Below are 21,138 nucleotides of genomic sequence, written 5' to 3'. Positions count from 1 at the left end.
TCCGTCCCATGAACCCACCACCCGTCCACCGCCTGCACGCCCTGCTCGAAGCCGCTGCCCAGCGGCTGAAGATGGCTGCGCGCGTGTCGGTGGAGCGCACGGTCGAAAGCCTGGGGCTGGCGGCACTGGCCGCCAACAGCGTGTTCCAGCGTGACGCCATGCTGGGCGCGCAGTTCGAACTCAACCGCAAGTCCGCGATGTTCGCGCTGGCGTTCGGCGAGTGCCTGGACGACCGCCTGCGCCAGGACAGTGCCCCACGCGAGCGCGGCATCGCCGAGACCGCCTGGGATGCCCTGGGCCTGGTCGAGGACACCGAGGTCGAGCGCAAGATCTCGGCCGACCGCTTCGGTCTCGAGGTGCAGCACGCTTGCGAATGGGAACTGCGCGAACTCGAGGGCTACATGGGCTCGCTGCTCGGCCCCACGGTGGAACGCAACCCGCTGCGGCCCGAGACCGTCGGCTTGGCCCTGCTCAAGGGCATCGAGGCCGTCAGCGACCGCGCCGACGTGCGCAGCCTGCTGCAGAGCGAACTCGGCCGCGTGCTGGCGCTCGAGATGCGCGGCAGCTACGCCGCGATCGTCGGCGACCTGCGCAAGGCCGGCGTGCAGCCTGCCGGACTGAGCGTGCGATCGACGGCCGACCACGGCCGCCACGTTTCCGGCTACGACTCGCTGCGCGAGGCGCCGGACAGCCTGCGCGAGATGATGCCGCCGGGGGCCGGCCCGCTGCCACGCAGCGGCTGGGCACCACCCGGCAGCGCAGGCTACCCGTCCAGCCGTCATGGCAGCAGCTACGGCCAGAGCCGCTACGGCGCCGCCTCCACGCGTTCCGGGCGGCTCGGTGGGGCCAGCATGGGCCACGTCGAGCCGCAGATGATGTCGCTGATCCGGCAACTCGCCCACCTGGAGCCGGCGATGGCCGGCAGTGGCTGGGCCGAGGACAGCGGCGGCGGCATGCCCGCCAACCTGATCCGCGCGCACCGCGACGAGTTGCGGCGCGCGGCCGGTAGCGGGCTGGACCACATGGTCATCGACGTCATCGGCACGTTGTTCGACCAGATCCTCTCCGACCCCAAGGTGCCGCCGCAGATGGCACGCCAGATCGCCCGCCTGCAGTTGCCGGTTCTGCGCGCCGCGCTGGGTGATCCGAGCTTCTTCTCGTCGCGCAAGCACCCGGTGCGGCGGTTCGTCAACCGCATCGCGTCGCTGGGTGCGGCCTTCGACGACTTCGAGGACGCGGCCGCACAGCGCTTCCTGGCGCGCGTGAAGGCCCTGGTCAACGACATCGTCGAGGGTGACTTCGACCAGATCGACGTCTACGACCGCAAGCTCGGCGAGCTCGAGGGTTTCGTAGCCGAACAGGCGCAGGAAGAAGTGCGGGCGCAGGGCGACGATCCGGCCGCGCTGCTGGGCGACAAGGAAACCGCCCTGCGCCTGGGCCGGCGTTATGCCGAGCAGCTGGCCGGCGAACTGAAGAGCCTGGTCGGCCACGATTTCGTGCGCGAGTTCCTAACCGAGGTCTGGAGCCGCGTGCTCGTGCAGTCGGCGATGAAGCACGGCGCCGACGGCGAACGCTTCCAGCGCCTGCGCGCGGTGGCACGTGACCTGTACATGAGCGTGCAGCCCAAGGGCACGCCGCAGCAGCGCAAGGAGTTCCTGGCGGCGCTGCCGCGGCTGATGCAGGGCCTCAACGAGGGCATGGACCTGGTGGCCTGGCCGGCGCCGGCACGCAAGGCCTTCTTCGGCAAGCTGCTGCCGGCCCATGCCGAATCACTGAAGGCACCGCAGACGCTGTCCACGCTGGACTGGAACCTGCTGGCGCGCCAAGTCGAGGGCGCCTTCCAGACCCCGCTGCCGAAGAAGGACGACCTGCCGCCCGTGCCTGCCGGGCTGCCGGTGCTCGACGAAGTCATCGACGAACCGCGCTTCACGGCCGAAGAGGCCAAGCGCATCGGCCTCGTCGACGAGAGCCGCATCGACTGGCACGGCGCGGTCGACATCGATCTCAGCGACGACGCACAGGTCAGCGAGCAGGATGTCCGCATCGCCGGCCTGCCGGCACCGGAACCGCTGGAGCCCACGCGCGGCAAGTCGCTGGTCGAGCACGTGGAACTGGGCTACCCGTACCAGATGCACGTGGACGGCAGCTGGCAGAAGGTCAAGCTCACCCACGTCAGCCCCGGCCGTACCTTTTTCGTCTTCACGCACGGCAAGCGTCACAAGCAGACCATCTCGCTGACGCACCGCATGCTCGCCAGGCTCTGCGAGAACCACCGCTTCAAGGCCTTCGAGAACGCCTACCTGCTGGAGCGCGCCACCGCGCGCGCGCGGAGGCAGCTGTCCGCGGTAGGCGCGGCGGCCTGACCACCTGCCACGGATCAGCCGGCCGCGCCAGCTGGTGAGCCACCATCGGCCAGCGCGCGCGCCATGTGCAGCGCGGCCATCAGGCTGGAGGGATCGGCCCGACCCTGACCCGCGATGTCGAAGGCCGTGCCGTGATCGGGACTGGTCCGCACGAAGGGCAGGCCCAAGGTGACGTTGACGCCCTCCTCCACGCCCAGGTACTTCACCGGGATCAGGCCATGGTCGTGGGTCATCGCCACCACGAGGTCGAAGGCACCGCGGCGCGCACGCATGAACACCGTGTCCGGCGGGTGCGGGCCGCTGGCGTCGATGCCGTCCGCCCGCGCTGCCTGCACCGCCGGGCCGATGAAGCGGATCTCCTCGTCGCCGAACAGGCCACCCTCACCCGCATGCGGGTTGAGCCCGGCGACAGCGATGCGGGGCGCAGCCAAGCCCCAGCGGCGCGCAGCGGCGTCCGCGATGCGGATCGTCGACAGCACGACGTCAAAATCCAGCGCGGCGATGGCGTCGCGCAGCGACACGTGGATGGTGGCCAGCACCACGCGCAGCTCAGGGTTGGCCAGCATCATGCGCACCGGTGGCGGCGACTGCACTGCCGGCGTGGCCAGCGCCTGCAGCATCTCGGTGTGGCCGGGAAAGCGCACCCCGGCGGCGGCCAGCGCCTCCTTGTGCAGCGGGGCGGTGACGATGGCGCGGCCGTCACCCGCCTGCACGCGGGCCACCGCAGCTTCGATGCAGCGCGCGGCCGCGGCCCCGGCGGCAGCGCTCACCTGCCCCCAGGGCAGAGCAGACAGCGCGGGTGACGCGGCCGGCATCAGGTCCGGCGGCATCCACACGCGCAGGGCGCCCGGGGGTGCCGCATCCCGCGGCGAGTCGAGCACGGCCATCGGCCCGCCACCGCCGCGCAGGGCGGCGGCGCGCCGCAGCACGGCCGGGTCGCCGACGACCACGGCATCGTGCAGTTCACCCGCGGCCGCCGCGGCGACGATGATCTCCGGCCCGATGCCCACCGGGTCGCCCATCGTCACCAGGAGCGGGGGCAGGGTCGTCATGCCGGGTTGTCGATCTCGATGAAGTGGTGCGCCAACCCCAGCTGTGCCGCCATGTGCGCGCCGACGGCCGGTGCGCCGTAGCGCTCGGTGGCATGATGGCCGCAGGCCAGGAAGGCCACGCCGGTCTCGCGCGCCAGGTGCGCCTGAGGCTCGGAGATCTCCCCGGTCAGGAAGGCATCCGCGCCGGCGGCGATGGCGGCCTCGAAGTAGCCCTGGGCACCGCCGGTGCACCAGGCCACGCGCCGCAGGGGCCGGCCATCGCCGGGCACCACCAGTGGCACGCGCTGCAGCGCACTGGCCACGCGCGCTGCCAGCGCGTCCAGTGTGGCATCGGTGGCCGGCGCGGCGAAGCCCAGGTCCTGATCGCCGAAGCGGGAGTCGGCCACCAGCGCGAGGCGCATGCCGAGCTGGGCGTTGTTGCCCAGCTGGGCATGGGCATCCAGCGGCAGGTGGTAGGCGAAGAGGTTGATGTCGTGCGCCATCAGGCGCGCCACGCGCTGCCGCAACCAGCCGGTCAGGCGGCCGTCCTGCCCGCGCCAGAACAGCCCGTGGTGGACCAGGATGGCATCGGCGCCGGCCTCGATGGCGGCGTCGATCAGCGCCAGGCTGGCGGTGACGCCGCTGACGAGCCGGCGCACCTCGGTACGGCCCTCGACCTGCAGACCGTTCGGCCCATAATCCTTGAACGCGGCGGGCTGCAGCAGCCCGTCCAGCGTGTTCTCCAGCGTGGCGCGATCCACCATCGGCGCCGTCCTTTCCCTGATGCGCAAGACCTGGCTTCTATTCTCGCAGGCGGTCACGGTGACGGTGGCCGCGCTGTTCGTGCTGGCCACGCTCAAGCCGCAGTGGCTCGGGGCCGGCAGCAAGGTGCTGCCCCGCCCGACGCTGACCGTCCTGGCCGCCGACCCAGCCCCCGCCGCATCGGCAGCGGGCAGTGGCTACAGTGCCGCAGCGCGCGCCGCGGCGCCGGCGGTGGTGAGCATCCTGGCCAGCCAGGTGCCGGCCCGCGCACCGAACGACGCGTCGAGCGAAGACCCGCACTGGCGCTTCTTCCTCGGCCCCAACCGCCCGCGCACAGGGCTCGGCTCCGGCGTCATCGTGGCACCCGAGGGCTACCTGCTGACCAACCACCACGTGGTGGCCGGGGCCAGCGCGATCGAGGTGCAGTTGGCCGACGGCCGGCGTCTGGCCGCGGAACTGGTGGGCAGCGACCCGGAGACCGACCTCGCCGTACTGAAGCTCGCCGCCGATGACCTGCCGGCGGTGACCCTGGGCGACGCCACCGCCTTGCAGGTGGGCGACGTGGTGCTGGCCATCGGCAACCCCTTCGGCGTCGGCCAGACGGTGACGGCCGGCATCGTCAGCGCACTGGGCCGCACCCGGCTGGGCCTGTCGACCTACGAGAACTTCATCCAGACCGATGCCGCCATCAACCCGGGCAACTCGGGCGGTGCGCTGGTGGACGCCCAGGGCCGCCTGGTGGGCATCAACACCGCCATCTTCGCGCGCCAGGACGGTGGCGGCAGCCTGGGCATCGGCTTCGCGATCCCGGTGGACACCGCACGCAGCGTGCTCGAGGCCCTGCTGCGCGACGGGGTCGTGCAGCGTGGCTGGCTGGGCGTGGAGCCGCAGAACCTGAACCCGGAGATCGTCGAGGCGTTCAACCTGCCGGTGACGCAGGGCGCGCTCGTGGCCGGCGTGCTGCGCAACGGGCCGGCAGCCAGGGCCGGCCTGAAGCCCGGTGACGTGATCACGCAGGTGGCCGGGCGCGAGGTGGCCGACGCTACGCGCCTGCTGGACGCCGTGGCCGCACTGAAGCCCGGCGAAACGGCGGCGCTCACCGTGCAGCGCGGCGCGCAGACTCTGACGATCGAGGTGGTGCCGGGCCAGCGCCCGCCGGCGGCACGTCAGCGCTGAACACGCGACCGGCGCACCGGCGCCTGCATCAGGCCTCGGTGGCCCCCTCAGGCGCCTTGGTGTGCTTGACGAACAGGCGCGCCGCGATGATGCCGGCCTCGTACAGCAGGCACATCGGGATGGCCAGAGACAGCTGCGAGATCACGTCCGGCGGGGTGACGATGGCCGCCACGATGAACGCGCCGACGATGAAGTAGCCGCGCGCCTTCTTCAGCTGCTCGATCGTGACCACGCCGATGCGCACGAGCACGATCACCGCGATCGGCACCTCGAAGGCGATGCCGAACACGAAGAACAGCGTCAGCACGAAGCCGAAGTACTCCTCGACGTCAGGCGCCGCGGTGATGCTCTCCGGCGCCACCGCCTGGATGAAGCCGGCCAGCCCCGGGATGACGATGAAGTACACGAAGGCCACGCCGATGAGGAACAGGATGGTGCTGGAGATCACCAGCGGCAGCACCATCTTCTTCTCGTGCGAGTACAGGCCAGGCGCGACGAAGGCCCAGACCTGGTAGAGCACGTAGGGCAGCGCGATCAGGAACGCCCCCATCAGCGTGATCTTCAGCGGCACCAGGAATGGCGTGATCACGCTGGTGGCGATCAGCGTGGCACCCTGCGGCAGGTGCTCGGCCAGCGGCGCGGCCAGCAGGTCGTAGAGCGCGCCGGCGCCTGGCCAGAGCATCAGCGCACCGAAGGCGATGCCCACGGCGATCAGCGCACGGATCATCCGGTCGCGCAGTTCGATCAGGTGGGAGACGAACGGGGCTTCGGTGCCCGCCAGTTCATCGTCCTTGTCGGAGGTGCTCATCGGTTCAGTGGCCCCTGGCCGTCCCGGCGCCGGAAGGCGTCAAGGCAAGGCGTCATCGAAGGCCCGGCGGGCGGAAGCGGGCCACGCGTGCCGCGCCAGACTGCGCCTTGGTGCGCACACCGTGGCGCTGCTTGTACCACTGCGGCGTGGCACCTCGCTTGAGCCGCCAGTTCTTGCGCGGCGGCGTGTAGGACGGCGGCGGGCGGATGGACTCGTAGCTCGACGACGTGGAAGACACACCGTCCGAACTCAGTCCGGCCGTGGCCTCGCGCCAGTCGCTCTCGAAGCTCTGGCTGGCCTCGCGCACGTTCTGCTCGACGCTGCTCTGCACGTCGCGCGCGGCGTCCTCGAACTGCGTCTTCATCTTCTTGAGCTCGTCGAGCTCGATCGAGCGGTTGACCTCGGCCTTGACGTCGGCCACGTAACGCTGCGCCTTGCCAAACAGGTGACCCACCGTGCGAGCCACCTTGGGCAGCTTCTCCGGGCCGATGACGATCAACGCCACGGCACCGATGAGGGCCAGCTTGTCGAAGCCGAAGTCGATCATGCGCGCGGCAGGGCCGGGGTCAGGACTTGGTCTTGGCCTCGACGTCCACGGTCTCGGCCTCGCGCTTGGCGGCCGTCACCTGCGCCGCCGGGCCGCCGGCGGCCTGCTCGTCGGCGGCGTCGTTCGCACCCTTGACGCCGTCCTTGAAGCCCTTGACCGCGCCACCAAGGTCGGAGCCGATGTTCTTCAGCTTCTTCGTGCCGAAGATCAACACCACGACCAGCAGCACGATCAGCCAGTGCCAGATGCTGAAGGAACCCATGACTTTCTCCTGAAGGAATCCGGAATTCTAGGGGACCGGCTCTCGCCGGCCAGTTCGCAGGGGATCAGCCCTTCTTCCAGGGCCTGGGCCCACCCATCACGTGCATGTGGAGGTGGTAGACCTCCTGCCCGCCATTGGGCCCGGTGTTGACGATGGTGCGGAAGCCGTCGTCCACGCCCAGTTCACGCATGAGCCGCGGCGCCAGGCCCAGCATGCGGCCCAGCAGCGCATCGTCCTCCGGCTGCGCGTCGTACAGCGTGGCGATGTGCGCCTTGGGAATGATGAGCACGTGCACCGGTGCCCAGGGGTTGATGTCGTGGAAGGCCAGGAGTTCCTCGTCCTCGTAGGCCTTCTTCGACGGGATCTGCCCGGCGATGATCTTGCAGAAGATGCAGTTCGGGTCGTGACGTGCGCTCATGCTTCTCCTCGTTCACGGGCCTGCGCCTTGCGCGCGGCGAACTCCTCCAGGCCCGACAGGCCCTCGCGCCGCCGCAGTTCGGCCAGCACGTCGGCCGGCCGCAGGCCATGGGCGGCCAGCACGACCATCGTGTGGAACCACAGGTCGGCCACCTCGCCGACCAGCTTGTCGGCGCCGCCGCCATGCGGCACGTCCTTGGCCGCCATCACGACCTCGGTGGCTTCCTCGCCCACCTTCTTGAGCATGGCGTCAGCGCCCTTGTGGAACAGGCGGGCGACGTAGCTCTTGTCGGGGTCACCGCCACGGCGGGACTCGATCACGTCCGCGAGGCGGGCCAGGGTGTCGTCGGCGTTCACTTGTAGATGCTCTGTGGGTCCTTCAGGACCGGGTCGACGGCCTGCCAGGCCCCATTGTTCCAGACGCGGAAGAAGCAACTGTGACGCCCGGTGTGGCAGGCGATGCCGGGGTCATGGCCGAGCTGCGTGACCTTCAGCAGCACCACGTCGGCGTCGCAGTCCAGGCGGATCTCGTGCACCTTCTGCACGTGGCCCGATTCCTCGCCCTTGTGCCACAGGCGGCCGCGCGAGCGGCTGAAATACACGGCCTCGCCGCGGCGTGCCGTCTCGGCCAGCGCCTCGCGGTTCATCCAGGCCACCATCAGCACGTCGTTGCTGCCCTGTTCCTGGGCGATGGCCGGCACCAGGCCCTGGGCGTCCCAGCGGATGCTGTCGAGCAATGTGTCCATGGCCGGCAGTCTAGTGGCCCGTCAGTGCGTGGCGCCCGTGAAGCCACGCTCGGCGGCCAGCCAGCCCAGCACCGGCACCGTGCCCGGCAGCACCGGGCCCACCTGCACCGGCAGCGTCTGCCAGGCCATCTGCTGGCGCTCGCGCATCTCGAACGCGCCCTGCCAGTGCAGCACCTTGCAGAAGTGCAGCCGGACGCGGGCATGCGGGTAGTCGACGATCTCCACCTTCCACGGCACGGCCGGGCCGATGGTGATGCCGAGTTCCTCGTGCAGTTCGCGCCGCAGCGCCTGCTCCACGGATTCGCCGGCCTCCAGCTTGCCGCCGGGGAACTCCCAGTGGCCGGCGTAGACCTTGCCCTCGGGGCGGGACGTGAGCAGGAAGCGGTCGTCGGCGTCGATCAATACGCCCACGGCCACGTCGACCGGTTGCCGTTCAGACATCCTGGCGCCCCGCGAAGTCGCGCGCGAACTGGTAGGCCACGCGGCCCGAGCGCGAGCCGCGCTCCAGCGCCCACACCAGCGATTCCTGTCGCGCACCGGCGATCGCGTCCTCGCCGAGCCCGAAGTGGCGCAGCCACTGCGCCACGATGGCCAGGTACTCGGCCTGCGTGAAGGGGTAGAAGCTGATCCAGAGTCCGAAGCGTTCGGACAGCGAGATCTTCTCTTCCACCACCTCGCCCGGGTGCACCTCGCCGTCCTCGGTGTGCGTGTAGCTGAGGTTCTCCTTCATGTACTCCGGCAGCAGGTGGCGGCGGTTGCTGGTGGCGTAGATCAGCACGTTGTCGCCGCTGGCCGCCACGCTGCCGTCGAGCATGGACTTCAGCGCCTTGTAGCCGGGTTCGCCCTCGTCGAAGCTGAGGTCGTCGCAGAAGACGATGAAGCGCTCCGGCCGCGCGGCGACGCGGTCCACCAGGTCGGGCAGGTCCACCAGGTCGGCCTTGTCGACTTCGATCAGTCGCAGGCCCTGCGGTGCGTACTCGTTCAGGCAGGCCTTGATCAGGCTGCTCTTGCCGGTGCCGCGGGCGCCGGTCAGCAGCACGTTGTTGGCCGGCCGGCCGGCGACGAACTGCGCCGTGTTGCGCAAGAGACGGTCCTTCTGCGGCTCCACCTCCTGCAGGTCGGCCAGGCGGATGGTGGCCACGTGGCGCACCGGCTCCAGCACGCCACTGCCGCCGCGCTTGCGGTAGCGGAAGGCCACGGAGGCAGCCCAGTCGGGCTCGGCCAGGGGATGGGGGAGGATGGCTTCTAGGCGCGAGATCAGCGCCTCGGCGCGGGCGATCAGGGTGTCGACGGACATGCCGTCAGTCTAGGGCACGGGCCATTCAACGCCGATTCAACGCCGGTCAGGAATGCTGTAACCCGCACCGTTCGAATCCCGGAGTCCACGACGATGAACACCCCCTCGCTGCGTGCCCTGCCCCGCTGGCTGACCCACCTGCCCCTGGCCTTGCCGCTGATCGGCGCGGCCACCGCCCAGGCGGGCCCCAGCCAGTCCACGACGCCCGTGCCCGGAGGCTTCGTCTCCGCCTGCGCCAGCCCCATCAGCTCCGGCACGTCCTGGACGCCCGGGCTGGACCTGACGGCCCACTTCAACACCTGGCCGGGCCGCGCCGCCTGCGACAGTGCCACGTTCGCCGGTCTGGCCGGCGGTTCCACTTCCGCCAGCCAGGCCAGCGGTGCCACGGCCAACCAGGCAGCGGCCGACGCCGGCCTCGGGTTCATCCACCTGTCGGCCACCAACCAAGGCCGCTACGTCGATCAGTTCCCCATCGGCGTGGCGGGGGGTGGCTGGCGCGACACGGTCACGTTGCAGCTGGACGGCTTCGACGGCCAGCCGGCGATCTGGACTTTTGCCGTCGCCGTCGACGGCAGCCTTCATGCGGCCAATGGCGGCTCGGCCAAGGCCATGCTGAACGCCTACAAGAACAATCAGGAGCTGAACAGGAACGTGGCCGGCCACGACCGCGGTGATTCCGACCTCTTCACCACCGACCGCCAGCGCGTGGCCTGGGGCGTGTCGCGCGACGGCGACCGGCTCATCGACGACCGCATCGTCTTCGCGGTGCCGGTCACGATCGGCCAGGCCTTCGACTTCGGGGTCTACGCCACACTCGCGGCCAGCACGGCGGCGTTCAGCGGCAGCACCCAGCTGACCACTGCGTCGGGCGACTTCATGCACAGCTTCCGCTACGCCGGCAGCTGGGGCCTGAGCATCGGCGGCGAGGCCGTCACCGGCTATGGCATCGATGCCGCCAGCGGTGTCAACTGGCTGCTGGCCAGCCCGGTGCCCGAGCCGTCGACCGCCCTGCTGCTGGCGCTGGGCAGTGCCGGCCTGTGGTTCGGCAGCCGCCGCCGCTTCATGGGGGGCTGAGGCTGGACTGAAGACAGTCCCTGCGGACTGGCTCAGCCTGCCGAAGCGGTCGAAGTCAGCACCCCCGCCATCGCGTCCCGCAGCGCCTGCCGGTCGACCGCCGGCGCGCGCGTGCCGGCCAGCAGCGCATGTGTGGCCGTCTGCATCGCCGGCGGTGGTGCGACACCCGTCGCGTGCGCGCAGCGCCACCACTCGGCCAGCCAGCGCGCCAGCGAGTCGCCGCTGCCACCGGCATCCAGGGCCACGGCCTGCACGGCGTCGAGCGCCTCCGTGGGCCGGCCGAGTGCGCGCAGGGCGCCGGCCTGGACGGCCGTGCGCAGCAGGCGCGCCTCGTCCAGGTCGGCTGGCGGGGCAGCGCCCAGCAGCGTCAGCGCATCGGCCGGTCGCCCCGCGCGCAGCAGCCACCAGGCCCGCTTGTTGTCCACCATCGTGCGGATGGGCCCCGTCTGCGGCAGGCCCGGGTCGGTCTGCGCCCGCTCCAGCAGGGCGCCGGCCTCGGCCAGGTCACCGCACAGCAGCGGCAGGTCCACCACCAGCTGCAAGGTGCTGAGCCGCGCATAGGCGTCGGCCGTGGCCTCGGCCAGGGCCAGCAGCCTCGGTTGCTGATCACCGCAGGCCGCCAGGTCGCCGGCCAGCCAGCCGGCAAACCAGCGCACCTGGGCCACGAAGAGCTCGCCGCGCACGGCGTCCGCCGCGGGCGGCAGGCGGTCGAGCTCGTCGAGCATCGACAGGCAGGCGGCAATCTCGCCGGCGTCGCTGTGCAGCTTGGCCAGGTTCAGCAGCGCCATGCGCCGGGTGTTGGGGTGGCCACCGCGCCGCGCTGCATCCGCGGCCCGGACCAGCGTCTCTCGGGCAGCGTCGCGTTCGCCACGCCAGATCTGCACCACGCCCAGCATCGACAACAGCGCCGAGGCCACGGCAGGGGCATCGACCGCGCGCAGCAGCGCCAGGCCGCGCTCGCACGCCTGCTGGCCGGTGGCGAAATCGCCCGACTGCGCGGCGGCGCGCGCCACACCGTGCAGGGCGTCCGCGATGGCCGGCAGCGCGCCGGGTTCGTCGGGCCATTGCGCCGCCGCCTGGCTGCACAGGGCCACGGCACGGTCGAGCTGGCCACGGCGCTGCGCGATCTCCGCGGCCGTGACCGCCAGCACCGGGTGCAGGCCTTCACCAGCGTCGGGCTGCACCTGCGCCAGCAGGGCCTCGGCATCGTCCAGCCGCCCCGAACGCGCCCACAGCTGGGCCTGCAGGGCCCGCACGCGGCGGCGCAGCGGTGGCACGGCATCGGCTGCCAGGGCTGCTTCGCGCAGTGCGGCGTCAGCACCGGCCACATCGTCCAGGCGCGCCAGCACGTCGGCACACTGCAGCCACCACGGCACGGCGGCCGCGGTGGCCGGTGCCGCGGCAAGCGCTGCGCGCCAATGCACCAGCGCCTGCGGCAGGGCATGCACACGCTGCGCCTGTTCGGCGGCGCGCACGTGCCATTCGCGCGCCGCCGTGGCGTCGCCCGCGGCGTCCCAGTGGGCGGCCACCTGGGCCGGCGCGGCGCCGTCGGCCGCGGCGCGGAGGGCCCAGGCCGCATGCCAGCGCTCGCGCCTGGGCACCGGTGTCGATTCCCCCAGCGATTCGCGGACCAGGTCGTGTGTGAAGCGCAGACCGGCTCCGCCATCCACCAGCAGCCCGGCCGCCGTGGCGTGCGCCAGCACCGCCTCCACGGCGTCGACCGCCACGCCGGTGACCACCGCCAACGCCCGTGCCCGCAGCGGCGGCACGGCCAGGCTGGCCGCCTGCAGCACCTCGGCTGCGACCGCGCCGAGGGCATGCACGCGGGCGCGCACGGCGTCGTGCACGCTGGGGGGCAGGCGCACGGTCGCGGGCGTGACGGCCTCCGTGCCCGCGGCAGACAGCTGCCCCGTGGCCTGCAGCCAGCGCAGTGTCTCGAGCACGAACAGCGGGTGGCCGCCCGTGCTCGCGTGCAGCTTCATCGCCAGATCGGGTGCCAGCGCGCCCAGGCCGCCGGCCACCAGCTGCCCCACTTCGTCCAGGCTCCAGTCGTCGAGCACGAGGCGCACGGCCTGTCCGCTGTCGCAGACCGACCGCAAGTGCGCGAGCACGGCCGGCTGCAGCGCACCAACGCGGTGGGCCACCAGGCGCAGGGGCAGCGGGTCGGCCGGCGTCTGCATGGCATCGGCCGCATCGAGCTGGATCCACCACCGTGCGCTCTCCGGGTCCACCCATTGCCAGTCGTCGAACACCAGCACGTTGAAGTTGTCGGCCGCCAGGCGCCGCAGCGCCACGGCGCCTGCGGCGGCCAGCCGCGCCGGCCAGTCGTCGCCAGGCGGGATGGGCGCGGACCCGTCCGGCGCCCAGTCCGGCATCACCACGGCCAGGGTCTCCAGCACCCAGGGGGGCAGGACCACGTCGGGCGCCGCCTCGCGCAGCGCACGCAGGCCACGGATGGCCGCGGCGAAGGGCGCATCGGCGTCCTCCGGCCGCGCCGCCACATGAAGCACGGCGCCGTGGCGGGCCGCCGCCTCGAGGGCGAGCCGGGTCTTGCCGATGCCCGGCGGACCGGCGAGTACGACGCTGCGCCCAGCGGCCCAGGCGTCGTCGATGGCGCGCAGCCAGGCCACGCGGGCCACGAACGGCGGCGCGCCCGGTGCCGGGATGTCGGCCGCCGCGGGTTCCTGCAGGGGCGCCGCGCGCCATGGCCCGCGCGGCGCGGACGACGTCGCTGCAGGCGTCGCCCCGACATGCTGGGCCAGCCAGTCGTCGAAGTCCTCGCCCGCGACGCCGATCAGCGGTTCCACCCATCTACCGCGGCCGGGCGGGCGGTCCACCGCCACGGCTCCCGCGGCCAGGCCCAGGCGCTGCCCGTCGAGATCCTGCAGCGGCAGGCCGGCCTGCCGCCACCGGTAGACCTCGCGGCGGAGGTTGCGGCGCGCCGCGTCGGGGGCCACATCGGGCCACAGCAGGCGCGCCAGGTGGGAGCGCGACGTGGCGCCGTCGATCACCAGCACCACCAGCAGCGCCAGCGCCTTGCGCGTGGCCACCGGGTGCACCTGCCCATCGTCGTGCACCCGCACCACGTCCTCGAAGGTGACCCGCCAGCGTCCGGCCGTCGGAGACGTCGTGGTGCCGAGGCCGGGGCTCACGGCCGGTTCCTGCGCACGGGCGGCAGCGGAGTGACGGCCGTGTCGTGCACCACGTAGACGCGGTCGTCCGGCGTGCACGGCAACGTGTGCGTGCCGGTGAAGGCCCCGAAGGCCGGCAGCACGCCCACGCCCGGGCCGAAGTGGAAGCACGGCAGGCGCAAGCGGTCATGCGCCCGGCCCCCCACCGACACGGCCGGGTGCAGATGGCCTGCAAGCACATAGGCACCCTGCACCGGCTCGGGGTGGTGTGCCAGCGCCAAGGCGCCTCCGCGCCCGAGACGCCACGGCTCGTCGACACAGGCGATGCGCCATTCGGCGGGCGGATCGCCGGCGTGGCGGTCGTGGTTGCCGCGCACCAGGTGCAGGTCGAGCCCGGCGTGGCGTTCGCGCCAGCGGGCCACGGCCGCCCAGGTGGCCGGCGCCTTCGAGCGCGCGGAGTGGATCAGGTCGCCCAGGAAGACGATGCCGCGCGCGCCGGTGGCGGCGATCGCCGCGTCCAGACGCGCCAGCGTGGCGCTGGTCGTGCCCTGCGGCACCGGCACGCCCAGGCGGCGAAAGCTCTGCGCCTTGCCGAGGTGCAGGTCGGCCACCAGCAACAGGCTGTCGTCCGGCAGAAAGGCCGCGCGCTGGGGCAACAGGCGGAGCGGCAGGCCCGCGATTTCGATGTCCATGTGCTGGCCGCGCCTGCGCGCCAAACCACCGCGCCGCTCAGGTCAGGCGGGCGAGTGCCGGCTCCAGGTTCTCGGTGGGCAGCCGCTTGAAGCCGGAGCGGGCGTAGCGGTGCAAGCGGCCGACGGCCAGCGCGGTGAGCGCCGAGGCCAGCACGTTGGCCTCCACCGTCGGCGTGGCCGAGCCGTTGGCCTCGGCGGCCTGGCGCAGACACTGGCGCAACTGCGACTCCACCCGGTCGAAGAACTGGTTCATGCGCACCGATAGGCGCTCGTGCTCGAAGACCAGCGCGTCGCCCACCATCACACGCGTCATGCCCGGGTTCTTCTCGCCGAACTGCAGCAGCACGGCCACGATCTTCCGCGCCTGCGCACCACCGTCGCTCTCGCGCTCGGCGATCTGGTTGACGAGCGAAAACACGCTGCTCTCGATGAACTCGATCAGGCCCTCGAACATCTGCGCCTTGCTGGCGAAGTGGCGGTACAGGGCAGCCTCGCTGACCGCCAGCTTCCCTGCCAGCGCGGCGGTGGTGATGCGGTCGGCCCCTGGCTGTTCGAGCATGCCGGCCAGCGTCTGCAGGATCTGGATGCGGCGCTCGCCGGGCTTGGGGCGCTTGCGCGACGGCGCTTCCGGAGCAGTGGTCGGCGCAGCAGGTGCCGGTGTATCGGGACCCACTTCGATGGCGGGTTCGCTCAGGGGGTCGGACATGGTGGACGTGCCGGCACTCACTTACAGATCGAAAAAACATTCTGGCACAGGGATCCGCCGTACCGGCGCAGGTAAACACCGAGGCGGCCCCGCCGCCGGTGTCAGCCTCGCGTCAACTGCAGCAGGCGGACGATGCGCCGGTCCACGTAGGCCGGCCGACGCGCCACCCGGGTGGCGGCCGCCACGCCCCAGCCAGCCCGCCGCGTCCAGCGCTGCATCCACACGGTGCGCATGCCCAGCGACCGCGCCGCCTTCTGGTGCTCCAGCGTGTCCTCCACCAGCACCGCGCGCGCGGGCGGCACCCGCAGGCGCGCGAGCAGGCGGCGAAACATGCGCCGGTCGGGCTTGGGCCGCCAGTGGCCGAACATGCGCATGTCCTCGATGCACAGCACGCCGTGGAACAGGTGGCCGATGCCGAGCGCGCCGATGACGCGCTCGGCGTAGTCGCGCGGTGCGTTGGTCAGCACGTAGCGGCGCCCCGGCAGCCGCGCCAGCGCGGCGAAGTCGTGGGCGTGCCCGTAGACACGCTGCTCCAGTCCCGGCAGTCGGTGCGTCTGCGCCAGGAAGTGCGCGCCGGCCACGCCATGGTGTCGCACCAGGCCCAGCAGCGTGGCGCCATAGCGTTGCCAGTAGTCGCGCCGCAGCGCGTCGGCGCCGGATTCGTCGATGCCCAGGTGTTCGACGATGTAGTCCGTCATGCCGCGGTTGACGTCGCGGAAGGCCGACGCCGACGCGTCGTGCAGCGTGTTGTCCAGGTCGAACAGCCAGACCCGGCCGCCGGCGGGCGGCATCAATGCGACTTGATCATCGTGCCGTAGGCGCGGTCGCTGAGCACCTCCAGCAGCATGGCGTGCGGCACGCGCCCGTCGACGATGTGCACCGCGTGCACCCCGCTCTTGGCCGCGTCGATGGCCCCGGCGATCTTGGGCAGCATGCCGCCGCTGATGGTGCCGTCGGCGATCAGGTCGTCGATGTCGCGTGCCGTCAGTTCGGTCAGCAACTCGCCCTGCTTGTCGAGCACGCCACGGATGTTGGTCAGCAGCAGCAGTTTCTCGGCCTTGAGCACGGTGGCCAGCTTGCTGGCCACCATGTCGGCATTGATGTTGTAGCTCTCGTTGTGCTCGCCGAAGCCGATCGGGCTGATCACCGGGATGAACCGGTCGTCCTGCAGCGCCTGCACCACGCCGGGGTCGATGCCGACGATCTCGCCGACCTGGCCCACGTCGTGTTCCTTGCTCGGGTCGTCCTTGTCGGCCATCTTCAGCTTGCGCGCGCGGATCAGGCCGCCGTCGCGCCCGGTCAGGCCCACGGCCTTGCCGCCGGCGGCGTTGATCAGGCCGACGATGTCCTGCTGCACCTGGCCGGCCAGCACCCACTCGACGACTTCCATGGTCTCCTCGTCGGTCACGCGCATGCCCTGCACGAAGGTGCCCTTCTTGCCCACGCGGGCCAGCGCCTCGTCGATCTGCGGGCCACCGCCGTGCACCACGATGGGGTTCATGCCGACCAGCTTGAGCAGCACCACGTCCTCGGCGAAGTCCTGCTGCAGCGCCGGGTCGGTCATGGCGTTGCCGCCGTACTTGATGACGAGGGTCTTGCCGTGGAACTGGCGGATGTAGGGCAGCGCCTGGGCCAGGATCTCGGCCTGCTCGCGCGGGGTGATGTGGTCCAGCGACTGCTCGTGCGGGGTCGTCATGGGCGGGCCTCGGCGGTGGGAATGCATCCCATTGTAGAAAGGCGGCTGTTGCGGCGCAGCACGCCGTTGTCCACCTGCACCCGGTGCGCTGCGTTGAAGGTTCTGAAGGAGACCGACACCATGAAACGCCTGACCCTCGCCGCCGTCTTGACCCTGGCCGCCGGCTTCGTTTCAGCGCAGAGCGTTGATGCCGAGGTGCGCAAGGTCGACGCTGCCCAGGGCAAGCTGACCCTGAAGCACGGCGAGATCAAGAACCTCGACATGCCCCCGATGACCATGGTCTTCCGCGTGGCCGACAAGGCCATGCTCGATGGTCTGAAGGCCGGCGACAAGATCAAGGTCGATGTCGACAAGATCGATGGCCAGTACACCGTGACCAAGCTGGCCAGGTGAGCCCACCCGGCCCGCCGGTTGCGCGCGGGCCGGGCAGCGGGTGCGTGCGTCAGAAGTGGATGCCGCGCATCATCTGCTGCATCGCGATGGCCTCGGGCGACAGCCTGGGCTTGTCGCCCTTCTCGCCCTTGGCAGCGTCGCTGTCGGGGAACATGCGGAAGCTGGTGTTCATGACGATCTGCGCGATGCGCGGCGCTGCCGCGTGCAGCAGTTCGCCGGTGATGCCCAGGCGCGTGGCGATGCGCACCGGCTTGGCAATGCAGGCCTGCGCGATCATGTCCGCCGCCTCCTCCGGGCTCAGCGTCGGCACGTTCTGGTAGATCTTGGTGGGCGCGATCATCGGCGTGCGCACCAGCGGCATGTTGATGGTGGTGAAGGTGATGCCCTGGTCGGCGAACTCGCTGCTGGCGCAGCGCGTCCACGCGTCCAGTGCCGCCTTGCTGGCCACGTAGGCGCTGAAGCGCGGCGCATTGGTCAACACGCCGATCGAGCTGATGTTGACCACGTGGCCCTTGCGCTTCTTCACCATGCCCGGCAGCAGGCCCATGGTGACACGCAGGCAGCCGAAGTAGTTCAGGTCCATCGTGCGCTGGAAGTCGTGGAAGCGGTCGTAGCTGGACTCGATCGCACGCCGGATGCTGCGCCCGGCGTTGTTGATCAGGAAGTCCACGCCGCCGTGCTCGGTCTCCAGCGTCTGCACGAAGGCGGCGCAGTCAGCCTCGTTGGCGATGTCCACGCTGTAGCTGAAGACCTTGGCATCCTTGCCGGCGTGGGCCTGGATCTCCTTGACCGCCTCGGCCAGCTTGTCTTCGCCGCGGGCGCAGATGATGGTGACCGCACCCGCTTCGGCGAACTTCATCGCCGCAGCCAGGCCGATCCCCGATGAACCGCCGGTGACCAGCACCACCTTGCCGCCGACCGTGCCCTTGAGGCTGCGGTCGATGAAGAGGTCGGGGTCGAGGTGGCGTTCCCAGTAGTCCCACAGCCGCCACGCGTAGTCGTGCAGGTTGGGGCACTCGATGCCGCTGCCCTTGAGTGCCGCGGTGGTCTCCCGGCAGTCGAAGCGCGTGGGGTAGTTGACGAAGGTGAGGATGTCCTCGGGCAGCGCCAGGTCCTTCATCACCGCGGCACGGATGCGGCGCACCGGCGCCAGCGCCATCAGGCCCTTCTTGACGCTCTTCGGGATGAACCCCAGAAGCGCGGCGTTGACGAAGACGTTCATCTTCGGCGCGTGCGCGGCCTTGCTGAAGATGTCGAGCACGTCGCCCACGCGGTAGCCCATCGGGTCGACCAGGTGGAAGCACTTGCCGGCGTTGTCGGCCTTGGCGTGGCTGATGTGGTCCAGCGCCTTGACCACGAAGTCCACCGGCACGATGTTCACGCGCCCGCCCTCCAGACCCACCGACGGGAACCACGGCGGCAGGATCTGCCGCATGCGCTGGATCAGCTTGAAGAAGTAGTACGGGCCGTCGATCTTGTCCATCTCGCCAGTGGCCGAGTCGCCGACCACCATGGCGGGCCGGTACACCGTCCACGGCACCTTGCACTCCTTGCGCACGATCTTCTCGCTCTCGTGCTTGGTGGCGAAGTACGGGTGGTCCAGGCCCTCGGCCTCCTCGAACATGTCCTCGCGGAAGACGCCCTCGTACAGGCCGGCGGCGGCGATGCTGCTGACGTGGTGAACGTGCTTCGCGTCGATCGCCTTCGCGAACTCCACCATGTTGCGCGTGCCCTCCACGTTCACGCGGATCTGGCTCTCCTCGTCGGCCGACAGGTCGTACACCGCCGCCAGGTGGTAGACGGCGTCGATACTGCCCTTGAGCGACTTGATGTCCTCGGCCGACACGCCCAGCTTCTTGGCCGTCAGGTCGCCGGTCACGGCGATCGCGCGGGCCTTCGTCGTGCCCCAGTCGGCCAGCAGGCCCGCGACCTTGCCTTCGCTGCCCGGCCGCACCAGGAAGTACACGGTGGCGCCACGACGGGCGAGCAGGGCCTTGACCAGGCGCTTGCCGATGAAGCCGGTGGCACCGGTGACGAAGTAACGCATGCGAGATCCTCCGGGAAAACCAACGCGCATTCTTGACCAGTCCCCCGGCATTGCCCGATGGCGCTTTCCCGGATCGGACTAGAGGGTTCTCACTAGGCTTCTAGGCTGCGTTCTCCACGGCGCGGGCCTACAGTGCAGGCACGGATTCACCCGAGGGACTCACATGGTCAAGAAGCTCAAGCGCATTTCCGAGAACAAGGCGGCCTCGCCCGCCGGCCTGCTGGACGGCCAGCTGGCGGCGTCGGTCAAGGACTCGGCCCAGCAGATCTGGCTGGCCGGCATGGGCGCCTTCTCGAAGGCGCAGGAAGAAGGCGGCAAGGTGTTCGAGGCGCTGGTCAAGGAAGGCATGAGCCTGCAGAAGAAGACGCAGGGCATGGCCGAGGACAAGATCAGCGAGGTCACCGGCAAGATGAGCGCGATGGCCGGCACCGTCACCGCCAAGGCGGGGCAGAACTGGGACAAGCTCGAGTCGATCTTCGAGCAGCGCACTGCCAAGGCCTTGTCCAAGCTGGGCGTGCCCACGGCCAAGGATGTCGATGCGCTGGTCAAGCGTGTGGACGCCCTGGCGGCCCAGGTGGCCAAGCTGAACAAGGGCGGCGCAGCCGCAGCGCCCAAGGCCGCCGCGAAGAAGGCCCCGGCCAAGACTGCCGCCAAGAAGGCGGCGGTGAAGGCGCCGGCCGCCAAGCGTGCGCCGCGCAAGGCAACCACGGCTGCCTGACGAAACGATGAACGGCCGCGCCGCCAGCCGCCGCGCCCGCCCGCGGGTCGGGCTGGCGCTGGCCGGCGGTGGACCTTTGGGCGCGATCTGGGAGATCGGCGCCCTCAACGCGTTGGCCGAGGCCTTGCCCGGCGTGGACTTCGTGGCGCTGGACGGCTATGTCGGCGTCTCGGCCGGCGGCTTCCTGGCCGCCGGGCTGGCCAACGGCATGACGCCACGCCAGATGTGCGCCGCCTTCATCGAGGACGACGCGCCGGCAGGCGACCGCATCGACCCCGCCGCCTTCATGCGCCCGGCCTGGGCGGAGTTCGCCCGCCGCGGCGCCGCGCTGCCTGGGCTGGCGGTGCAGACCGCCTGGCAGGCGCTCTTTGGCGGCCGGTCCTGGCTGGCCGCGGCCGAGCGACTGGGCCGCGCCCTGCCCACCGGCCTGTTCAGCCATGCACCCATCGAGGCGCAACTGCGCCACGTGCTGAGCCAGCCCGGCCGCACGAACGACTTCCGCGAACTGGCGCGCACGCACGGGCGGCGCCTGGTCCTGGTGGCCACCGACCTCGACAGCGGCACGGCAGCACCGTTCGGCATGCCGGGCTGGGACCACGTGCCCATCTCGGTGGCCGTGGCCGCCAGCGCCGCGCTGCCGGGGCTGTTCCCGCCGGTGCCGGTGGGCGGGCGCTGGTACGCCGACGGCGCCCTGAAGAAGACGCTGCACGCCAGCGTGCTGCTGGACCTGGGTCTGGACCTCGTGATCTGCCTGAACCCGCTGGTGCCCTTCGATGCCAGCCACCCGCACGGGCATCGTGTCCTGGGTAGCCCGGAACCGGCCATCCCGCGGCTGGTGGAAGGCGGCCTGCCGGTGGTGATGTCGCAGACCTTTCGCTCGTTGATCCACTCGCGCCTGGAACTGGGCCTCAAGGGCTACGCGCGCAGCCACCCGGACACCGACATCCTGCTGTTCGAGCCGGACCACCGCGACCCGACGATGTTCCTGGCCAACACCTTCGGCTACCGGCAACGGCGGGCGCTGGCCGAACACGCTTACGTGCGCATGCGGGACGACCTGCGCACCCGGCGCACGGGGCTGAACCGCCAATTGGCCCGCCACGGGCTGGCGCTGGACGGGGCGGTGCTGGCCGACCGCGGTCGGCGACTGTTGGCCCCGCGTGTCCCGGGCCGGCGCAGCGCGCGCGCGCTGCACCGGCTTCACGGTGTGCTGGACAGGCTGGAAGACGCGCTGGCGCCACCCTGACAAGCCAGCCATGCCAGGCTGGACGG

At 71.1% G+C, this 21,138-nt stretch carries 22 protein-coding genes; 6 read left to right on the top strand and 16 right to left on the bottom strand.

Going from position 1 to position 21,138, the window contains the following annotated elements; translation table 11 throughout:
- Positions 1–8: 8 nt before the first annotated feature.
- Positions 9–2,363: a DUF1631 family protein gene (locus ENE75_RS01720; RefSeq protein WP_128195004.1), complete on the top strand. Its 2,355-nt coding sequence runs from the start codon at positions 9–11 to the stop codon at positions 2,361–2,363.
- Positions 2,364–2,377: 14 nt separating this feature from the next.
- On the opposite strand, the gene pdxA is transcribed toward ENE75_RS01720, so the two are convergent.
- Both pdxA and ENE75_RS01710 read right to left on the bottom strand, forming a co-directional pair.
- Entirely contained in the window at positions 2,378–3,415 is a 1,038-nt protein-coding gene (gene pdxA, locus ENE75_RS01715; protein WP_128195002.1) for a 4-hydroxythreonine-4-phosphate dehydrogenase PdxA, read from the bottom strand.
- On the bottom strand, positions 3,412–4,158 hold the full coding sequence (locus ENE75_RS01710; protein WP_128195000.1) for a Nif3-like dinuclear metal center hexameric protein: 747 nt from the start codon (positions 4,156–4,158) through the stop codon (positions 3,412–3,414). Before ENE75_RS01710 ends, pdxA begins: the two co-directional genes overlap by 4 nt.
- 19 nt (positions 4,159–4,177) lie before the next feature.
- Here ENE75_RS01710 and ENE75_RS01705 point away from each other — a divergent pair, with 19 nt between their 5' ends.
- Positions 4,178–5,332, top strand: a complete 1,155-nt coding sequence (locus ENE75_RS01705; protein ID WP_199232188.1) for a S1C family serine protease — start codon at positions 4,178–4,180, stop codon at positions 5,330–5,332.
- 28 nt (positions 5,333–5,360) lie between these two features.
- Here ENE75_RS01705 and tatC read toward each other — a convergent pair whose 3' ends face one another.
- From tatC to ENE75_RS01665, 8 genes are all read right to left on the bottom strand, one after another.
- Positions 5,361–6,140 (bottom strand): twin-arginine translocase subunit TatC, encoded by a 780-nt coding sequence (gene tatC, locus ENE75_RS01700; protein ID WP_128194998.1) that lies wholly within the window; start codon positions 6,138–6,140, stop codon positions 5,361–5,363.
- A 52-nt stretch (positions 6,141–6,192) separates the two neighbouring features.
- A complete protein-coding gene (tatB, locus tag ENE75_RS01695) occupies positions 6,193–6,687 on the bottom strand; it encodes a Sec-independent protein translocase protein TatB (protein WP_128194996.1) in 495 nt (164 codons plus the stop codon).
- A gap of 19 nt (positions 6,688–6,706) precedes the next feature.
- The gene (gene tatA / locus ENE75_RS01690; protein WP_128194994.1) at positions 6,707–6,949 is read right to left on the bottom strand and encodes a Sec-independent protein translocase subunit TatA; all 243 of its coding nucleotides are present in this window, start codon (positions 6,947–6,949) and stop codon (positions 6,707–6,709) included.
- Positions 6,950–7,013: 64 nt separating this feature from the next.
- A complete protein-coding gene (locus ENE75_RS01685; RefSeq protein WP_128194992.1) occupies positions 7,014–7,367 on the bottom strand; it encodes a histidine triad nucleotide-binding protein in 354 nt (117 codons plus the stop codon).
- A complete protein-coding gene (locus ENE75_RS01680; RefSeq protein WP_128194990.1) occupies positions 7,364–7,723 on the bottom strand; it encodes a phosphoribosyl-ATP diphosphatase in 360 nt (119 codons plus the stop codon). The genes ENE75_RS01685 and ENE75_RS01680 overlap by 4 nt, the downstream gene beginning before the upstream one ends.
- The gene (gene hisI / locus ENE75_RS01675; protein WP_128194988.1) at positions 7,720–8,112 is read right to left on the bottom strand and encodes a phosphoribosyl-AMP cyclohydrolase; all 393 of its coding nucleotides are present in this window, start codon (positions 8,110–8,112) and stop codon (positions 7,720–7,722) included. Before hisI ends, ENE75_RS01680 begins: the two co-directional genes overlap by 4 nt.
- A 21-nt stretch (positions 8,113–8,133) precedes the next feature.
- Complete coding sequence (locus ENE75_RS01670; RefSeq protein ID WP_128194986.1) at positions 8,134–8,553, bottom strand: NUDIX domain-containing protein; 420 nt, start codon at positions 8,551–8,553, stop codon at positions 8,134–8,136.
- Positions 8,546–9,409 carry an ATP-binding protein gene (locus ENE75_RS01665; RefSeq protein WP_128194984.1) on the bottom strand — a complete coding sequence of 288 codons (864 nt, stop codon included), beginning with the start codon at positions 9,407–9,409 and terminating at the stop codon, positions 8,546–8,548. The genes ENE75_RS01670 and ENE75_RS01665 overlap by 8 nt, the downstream gene beginning before the upstream one ends.
- Before the next feature lie 93 nt (positions 9,410–9,502).
- On the opposite strand from ENE75_RS01665, the gene ENE75_RS01660 reads away from it, so the two are divergent.
- On the top strand, positions 9,503–10,483 hold the full coding sequence (locus ENE75_RS01660; protein WP_128194982.1) for a PEP-CTERM sorting domain-containing protein: 981 nt from the start codon (positions 9,503–9,505) through the stop codon (positions 10,481–10,483).
- Between the two features lie 32 nt (positions 10,484–10,515).
- On the opposite strand, the gene ENE75_RS01655 is transcribed toward ENE75_RS01660, so the two are convergent.
- The 5 genes from ENE75_RS01655 to argB form a co-directional block, all read right to left on the bottom strand.
- A complete protein-coding gene (locus ENE75_RS01655) occupies positions 10,516–13,635 on the bottom strand; it encodes an ATP-binding protein (RefSeq protein ID WP_128194980.1) in 3,120 nt (1,039 codons plus the stop codon).
- Positions 13,632–14,306, bottom strand: a complete 675-nt coding sequence (gene pdeM / locus ENE75_RS01650; protein ID WP_128194978.1) for a ligase-associated DNA damage response endonuclease PdeM — start codon at positions 14,304–14,306, stop codon at positions 13,632–13,634. Before pdeM ends, ENE75_RS01655 begins: the two co-directional genes overlap by 4 nt.
- Positions 14,307–14,343: 37 nt before the next feature.
- Positions 14,344–15,012 carry a nucleoid occlusion factor SlmA gene (gene slmA / locus ENE75_RS01645; RefSeq protein ID WP_128194976.1) on the bottom strand — a complete coding sequence of 223 codons (669 nt, stop codon included), beginning with the start codon at positions 15,010–15,012 and terminating at the stop codon, positions 14,344–14,346.
- A 101-nt stretch (positions 15,013–15,113) separates the two neighbouring features.
- On the bottom strand, positions 15,114–15,803 hold the full coding sequence (locus ENE75_RS01640) for a pyrimidine 5'-nucleotidase (RefSeq protein ID WP_128194974.1): 690 nt from the start codon (positions 15,801–15,803) through the stop codon (positions 15,114–15,116).
- Positions 15,803–16,708, bottom strand: a complete 906-nt coding sequence (gene argB, locus ENE75_RS01635; RefSeq protein WP_128194971.1) for an acetylglutamate kinase — start codon at positions 16,706–16,708, stop codon at positions 15,803–15,805. Before argB ends, ENE75_RS01640 begins: the two co-directional genes overlap by 1 nt.
- A gap of 120 nt (positions 16,709–16,828) precedes the next feature.
- On the opposite strand from argB, the gene ENE75_RS01630 reads away from it, so the two are divergent.
- Positions 16,829–17,101: a copper-binding protein gene (locus tag ENE75_RS01630; RefSeq protein ID WP_128194969.1), complete on the top strand. Its 273-nt coding sequence runs from the start codon at positions 16,829–16,831 to the stop codon at positions 17,099–17,101.
- Between the two features lie 49 nt (positions 17,102–17,150).
- Here the strand turns inward: ENE75_RS01630 and ENE75_RS01625 are convergent, their stop codons facing one another.
- Complete coding sequence (locus tag ENE75_RS01625; RefSeq protein WP_128194967.1) at positions 17,151–19,148, bottom strand: SDR family oxidoreductase; 1,998 nt, start codon at positions 19,146–19,148, stop codon at positions 17,151–17,153.
- Between the two features lie 163 nt (positions 19,149–19,311).
- Between ENE75_RS01625 and ENE75_RS01620 the strand changes: the two genes are divergently transcribed.
- Together ENE75_RS01620 and ENE75_RS01615 are read left to right on the top strand one after the other, a co-directional pair.
- Positions 19,312–19,866, top strand: a complete 555-nt coding sequence (locus ENE75_RS01620; protein ID WP_128194965.1) for a phasin family protein — start codon at positions 19,312–19,314, stop codon at positions 19,864–19,866.
- A 7-nt stretch (positions 19,867–19,873) separates the two neighbouring features.
- A complete protein-coding gene (locus ENE75_RS01615) occupies positions 19,874–21,112 on the top strand; it encodes a patatin-like phospholipase family protein (RefSeq protein ID WP_128194963.1) in 1,239 nt (412 codons plus the stop codon).
- The last annotated feature ends 26 nt before the right edge of the window (positions 21,113–21,138 follow it).

It is taken from the genome of Rubrivivax albus, assembly GCF_004016515.1.
GTDB classification, from domain to species: Bacteria; Pseudomonadota; Gammaproteobacteria; order Burkholderiales; family Burkholderiaceae_C; genus Rubrivivax; species Rubrivivax albus.
The sequence above is the reverse complement of the archived record's forward strand: the minus strand, read 5'-3'. Positions and strand labels throughout refer to the sequence as shown.

Excerpts from the sequence above, each read along its gene's own strand:
- hisI (WP_128194988.1), bottom strand. The coding sequence starts at position 8,112 with ATGGACACATTGCTCGACAGCATCCGCTGGGACGCCCAGGGCCTGGTG.
- ENE75_RS01615 (WP_128194963.1), top strand. The coding sequence starts at position 19,874 with ATGAACGGCCGCGCCGCCAGCCGCCGCGCCCGCCCGCGGGTCGGGCTG.
- ENE75_RS01705 (WP_199232188.1), top strand. The coding sequence starts at position 4,178 with ATGCGCAAGACCTGGCTTCTATTCTCGCAGGCGGTCACGGTGACGGTG.
- ENE75_RS01640 (WP_128194974.1), bottom strand. The coding sequence starts at position 15,803 with ATGCCGCCCGCCGGCGGCCGGGTCTGGCTGTTCGACCTGGACAACACG.
- argB (WP_128194971.1), bottom strand. The coding sequence starts at position 16,708 with ATGACGACCCCGCACGAGCAGTCGCTGGACCACATCACCCCGCGCGAG.
- ENE75_RS01665 (WP_128194984.1), bottom strand. The coding sequence starts at position 9,409 with ATGTCCGTCGACACCCTGATCGCCCGCGCCGAGGCGCTGATCTCGCGC.
- tatA (WP_128194994.1), bottom strand. The coding sequence starts at position 6,949 with ATGGGTTCCTTCAGCATCTGGCACTGGCTGATCGTGCTGCTGGTCGTG.
- ENE75_RS01625 (WP_128194967.1), bottom strand. The coding sequence starts at position 19,148 with ATGCGTTACTTCGTCACCGGTGCCACCGGCTTCATCGGCAAGCGCCTG.
- pdxA (WP_128195002.1), bottom strand. The coding sequence starts at position 3,415 with ATGACGACCCTGCCCCCGCTCCTGGTGACGATGGGCGACCCGGTGGGC.
- ENE75_RS01630 (WP_128194969.1), top strand. The coding sequence starts at position 16,829 with ATGAAACGCCTGACCCTCGCCGCCGTCTTGACCCTGGCCGCCGGCTTC.
- ENE75_RS01620 (WP_128194965.1), top strand. The coding sequence starts at position 19,312 with ATGGTCAAGAAGCTCAAGCGCATTTCCGAGAACAAGGCGGCCTCGCCC.
- tatC (WP_128194998.1), bottom strand. The coding sequence starts at position 6,140 with ATGAGCACCTCCGACAAGGACGATGAACTGGCGGGCACCGAAGCCCCG.
- ENE75_RS01710 (WP_128195000.1), bottom strand. The coding sequence starts at position 4,158 with ATGGTGGATCGCGCCACGCTGGAGAACACGCTGGACGGGCTGCTGCAG.
- ENE75_RS01660 (WP_128194982.1), top strand. The coding sequence starts at position 9,503 with ATGAACACCCCCTCGCTGCGTGCCCTGCCCCGCTGGCTGACCCACCTG.
- pdeM (WP_128194978.1), bottom strand. The coding sequence starts at position 14,306 with ATGGACATCGAAATCGCGGGCCTGCCGCTCCGCCTGTTGCCCCAGCGC.
- ENE75_RS01685 (WP_128194992.1), bottom strand. The coding sequence starts at position 7,367 with ATGAGCGCACGTCACGACCCGAACTGCATCTTCTGCAAGATCATCGCC.
- ENE75_RS01720 (WP_128195004.1), top strand. The coding sequence starts at position 9 with ATGAACCCACCACCCGTCCACCGCCTGCACGCCCTGCTCGAAGCCGCT.
- ENE75_RS01670 (WP_128194986.1), bottom strand. The coding sequence starts at position 8,553 with ATGTCTGAACGGCAACCGGTCGACGTGGCCGTGGGCGTATTGATCGAC.
- tatB (WP_128194996.1), bottom strand. The coding sequence starts at position 6,687 with ATGATCGACTTCGGCTTCGACAAGCTGGCCCTCATCGGTGCCGTGGCG.
- slmA (WP_128194976.1), bottom strand. The coding sequence starts at position 15,012 with ATGTCCGACCCCCTGAGCGAACCCGCCATCGAAGTGGGTCCCGATACA.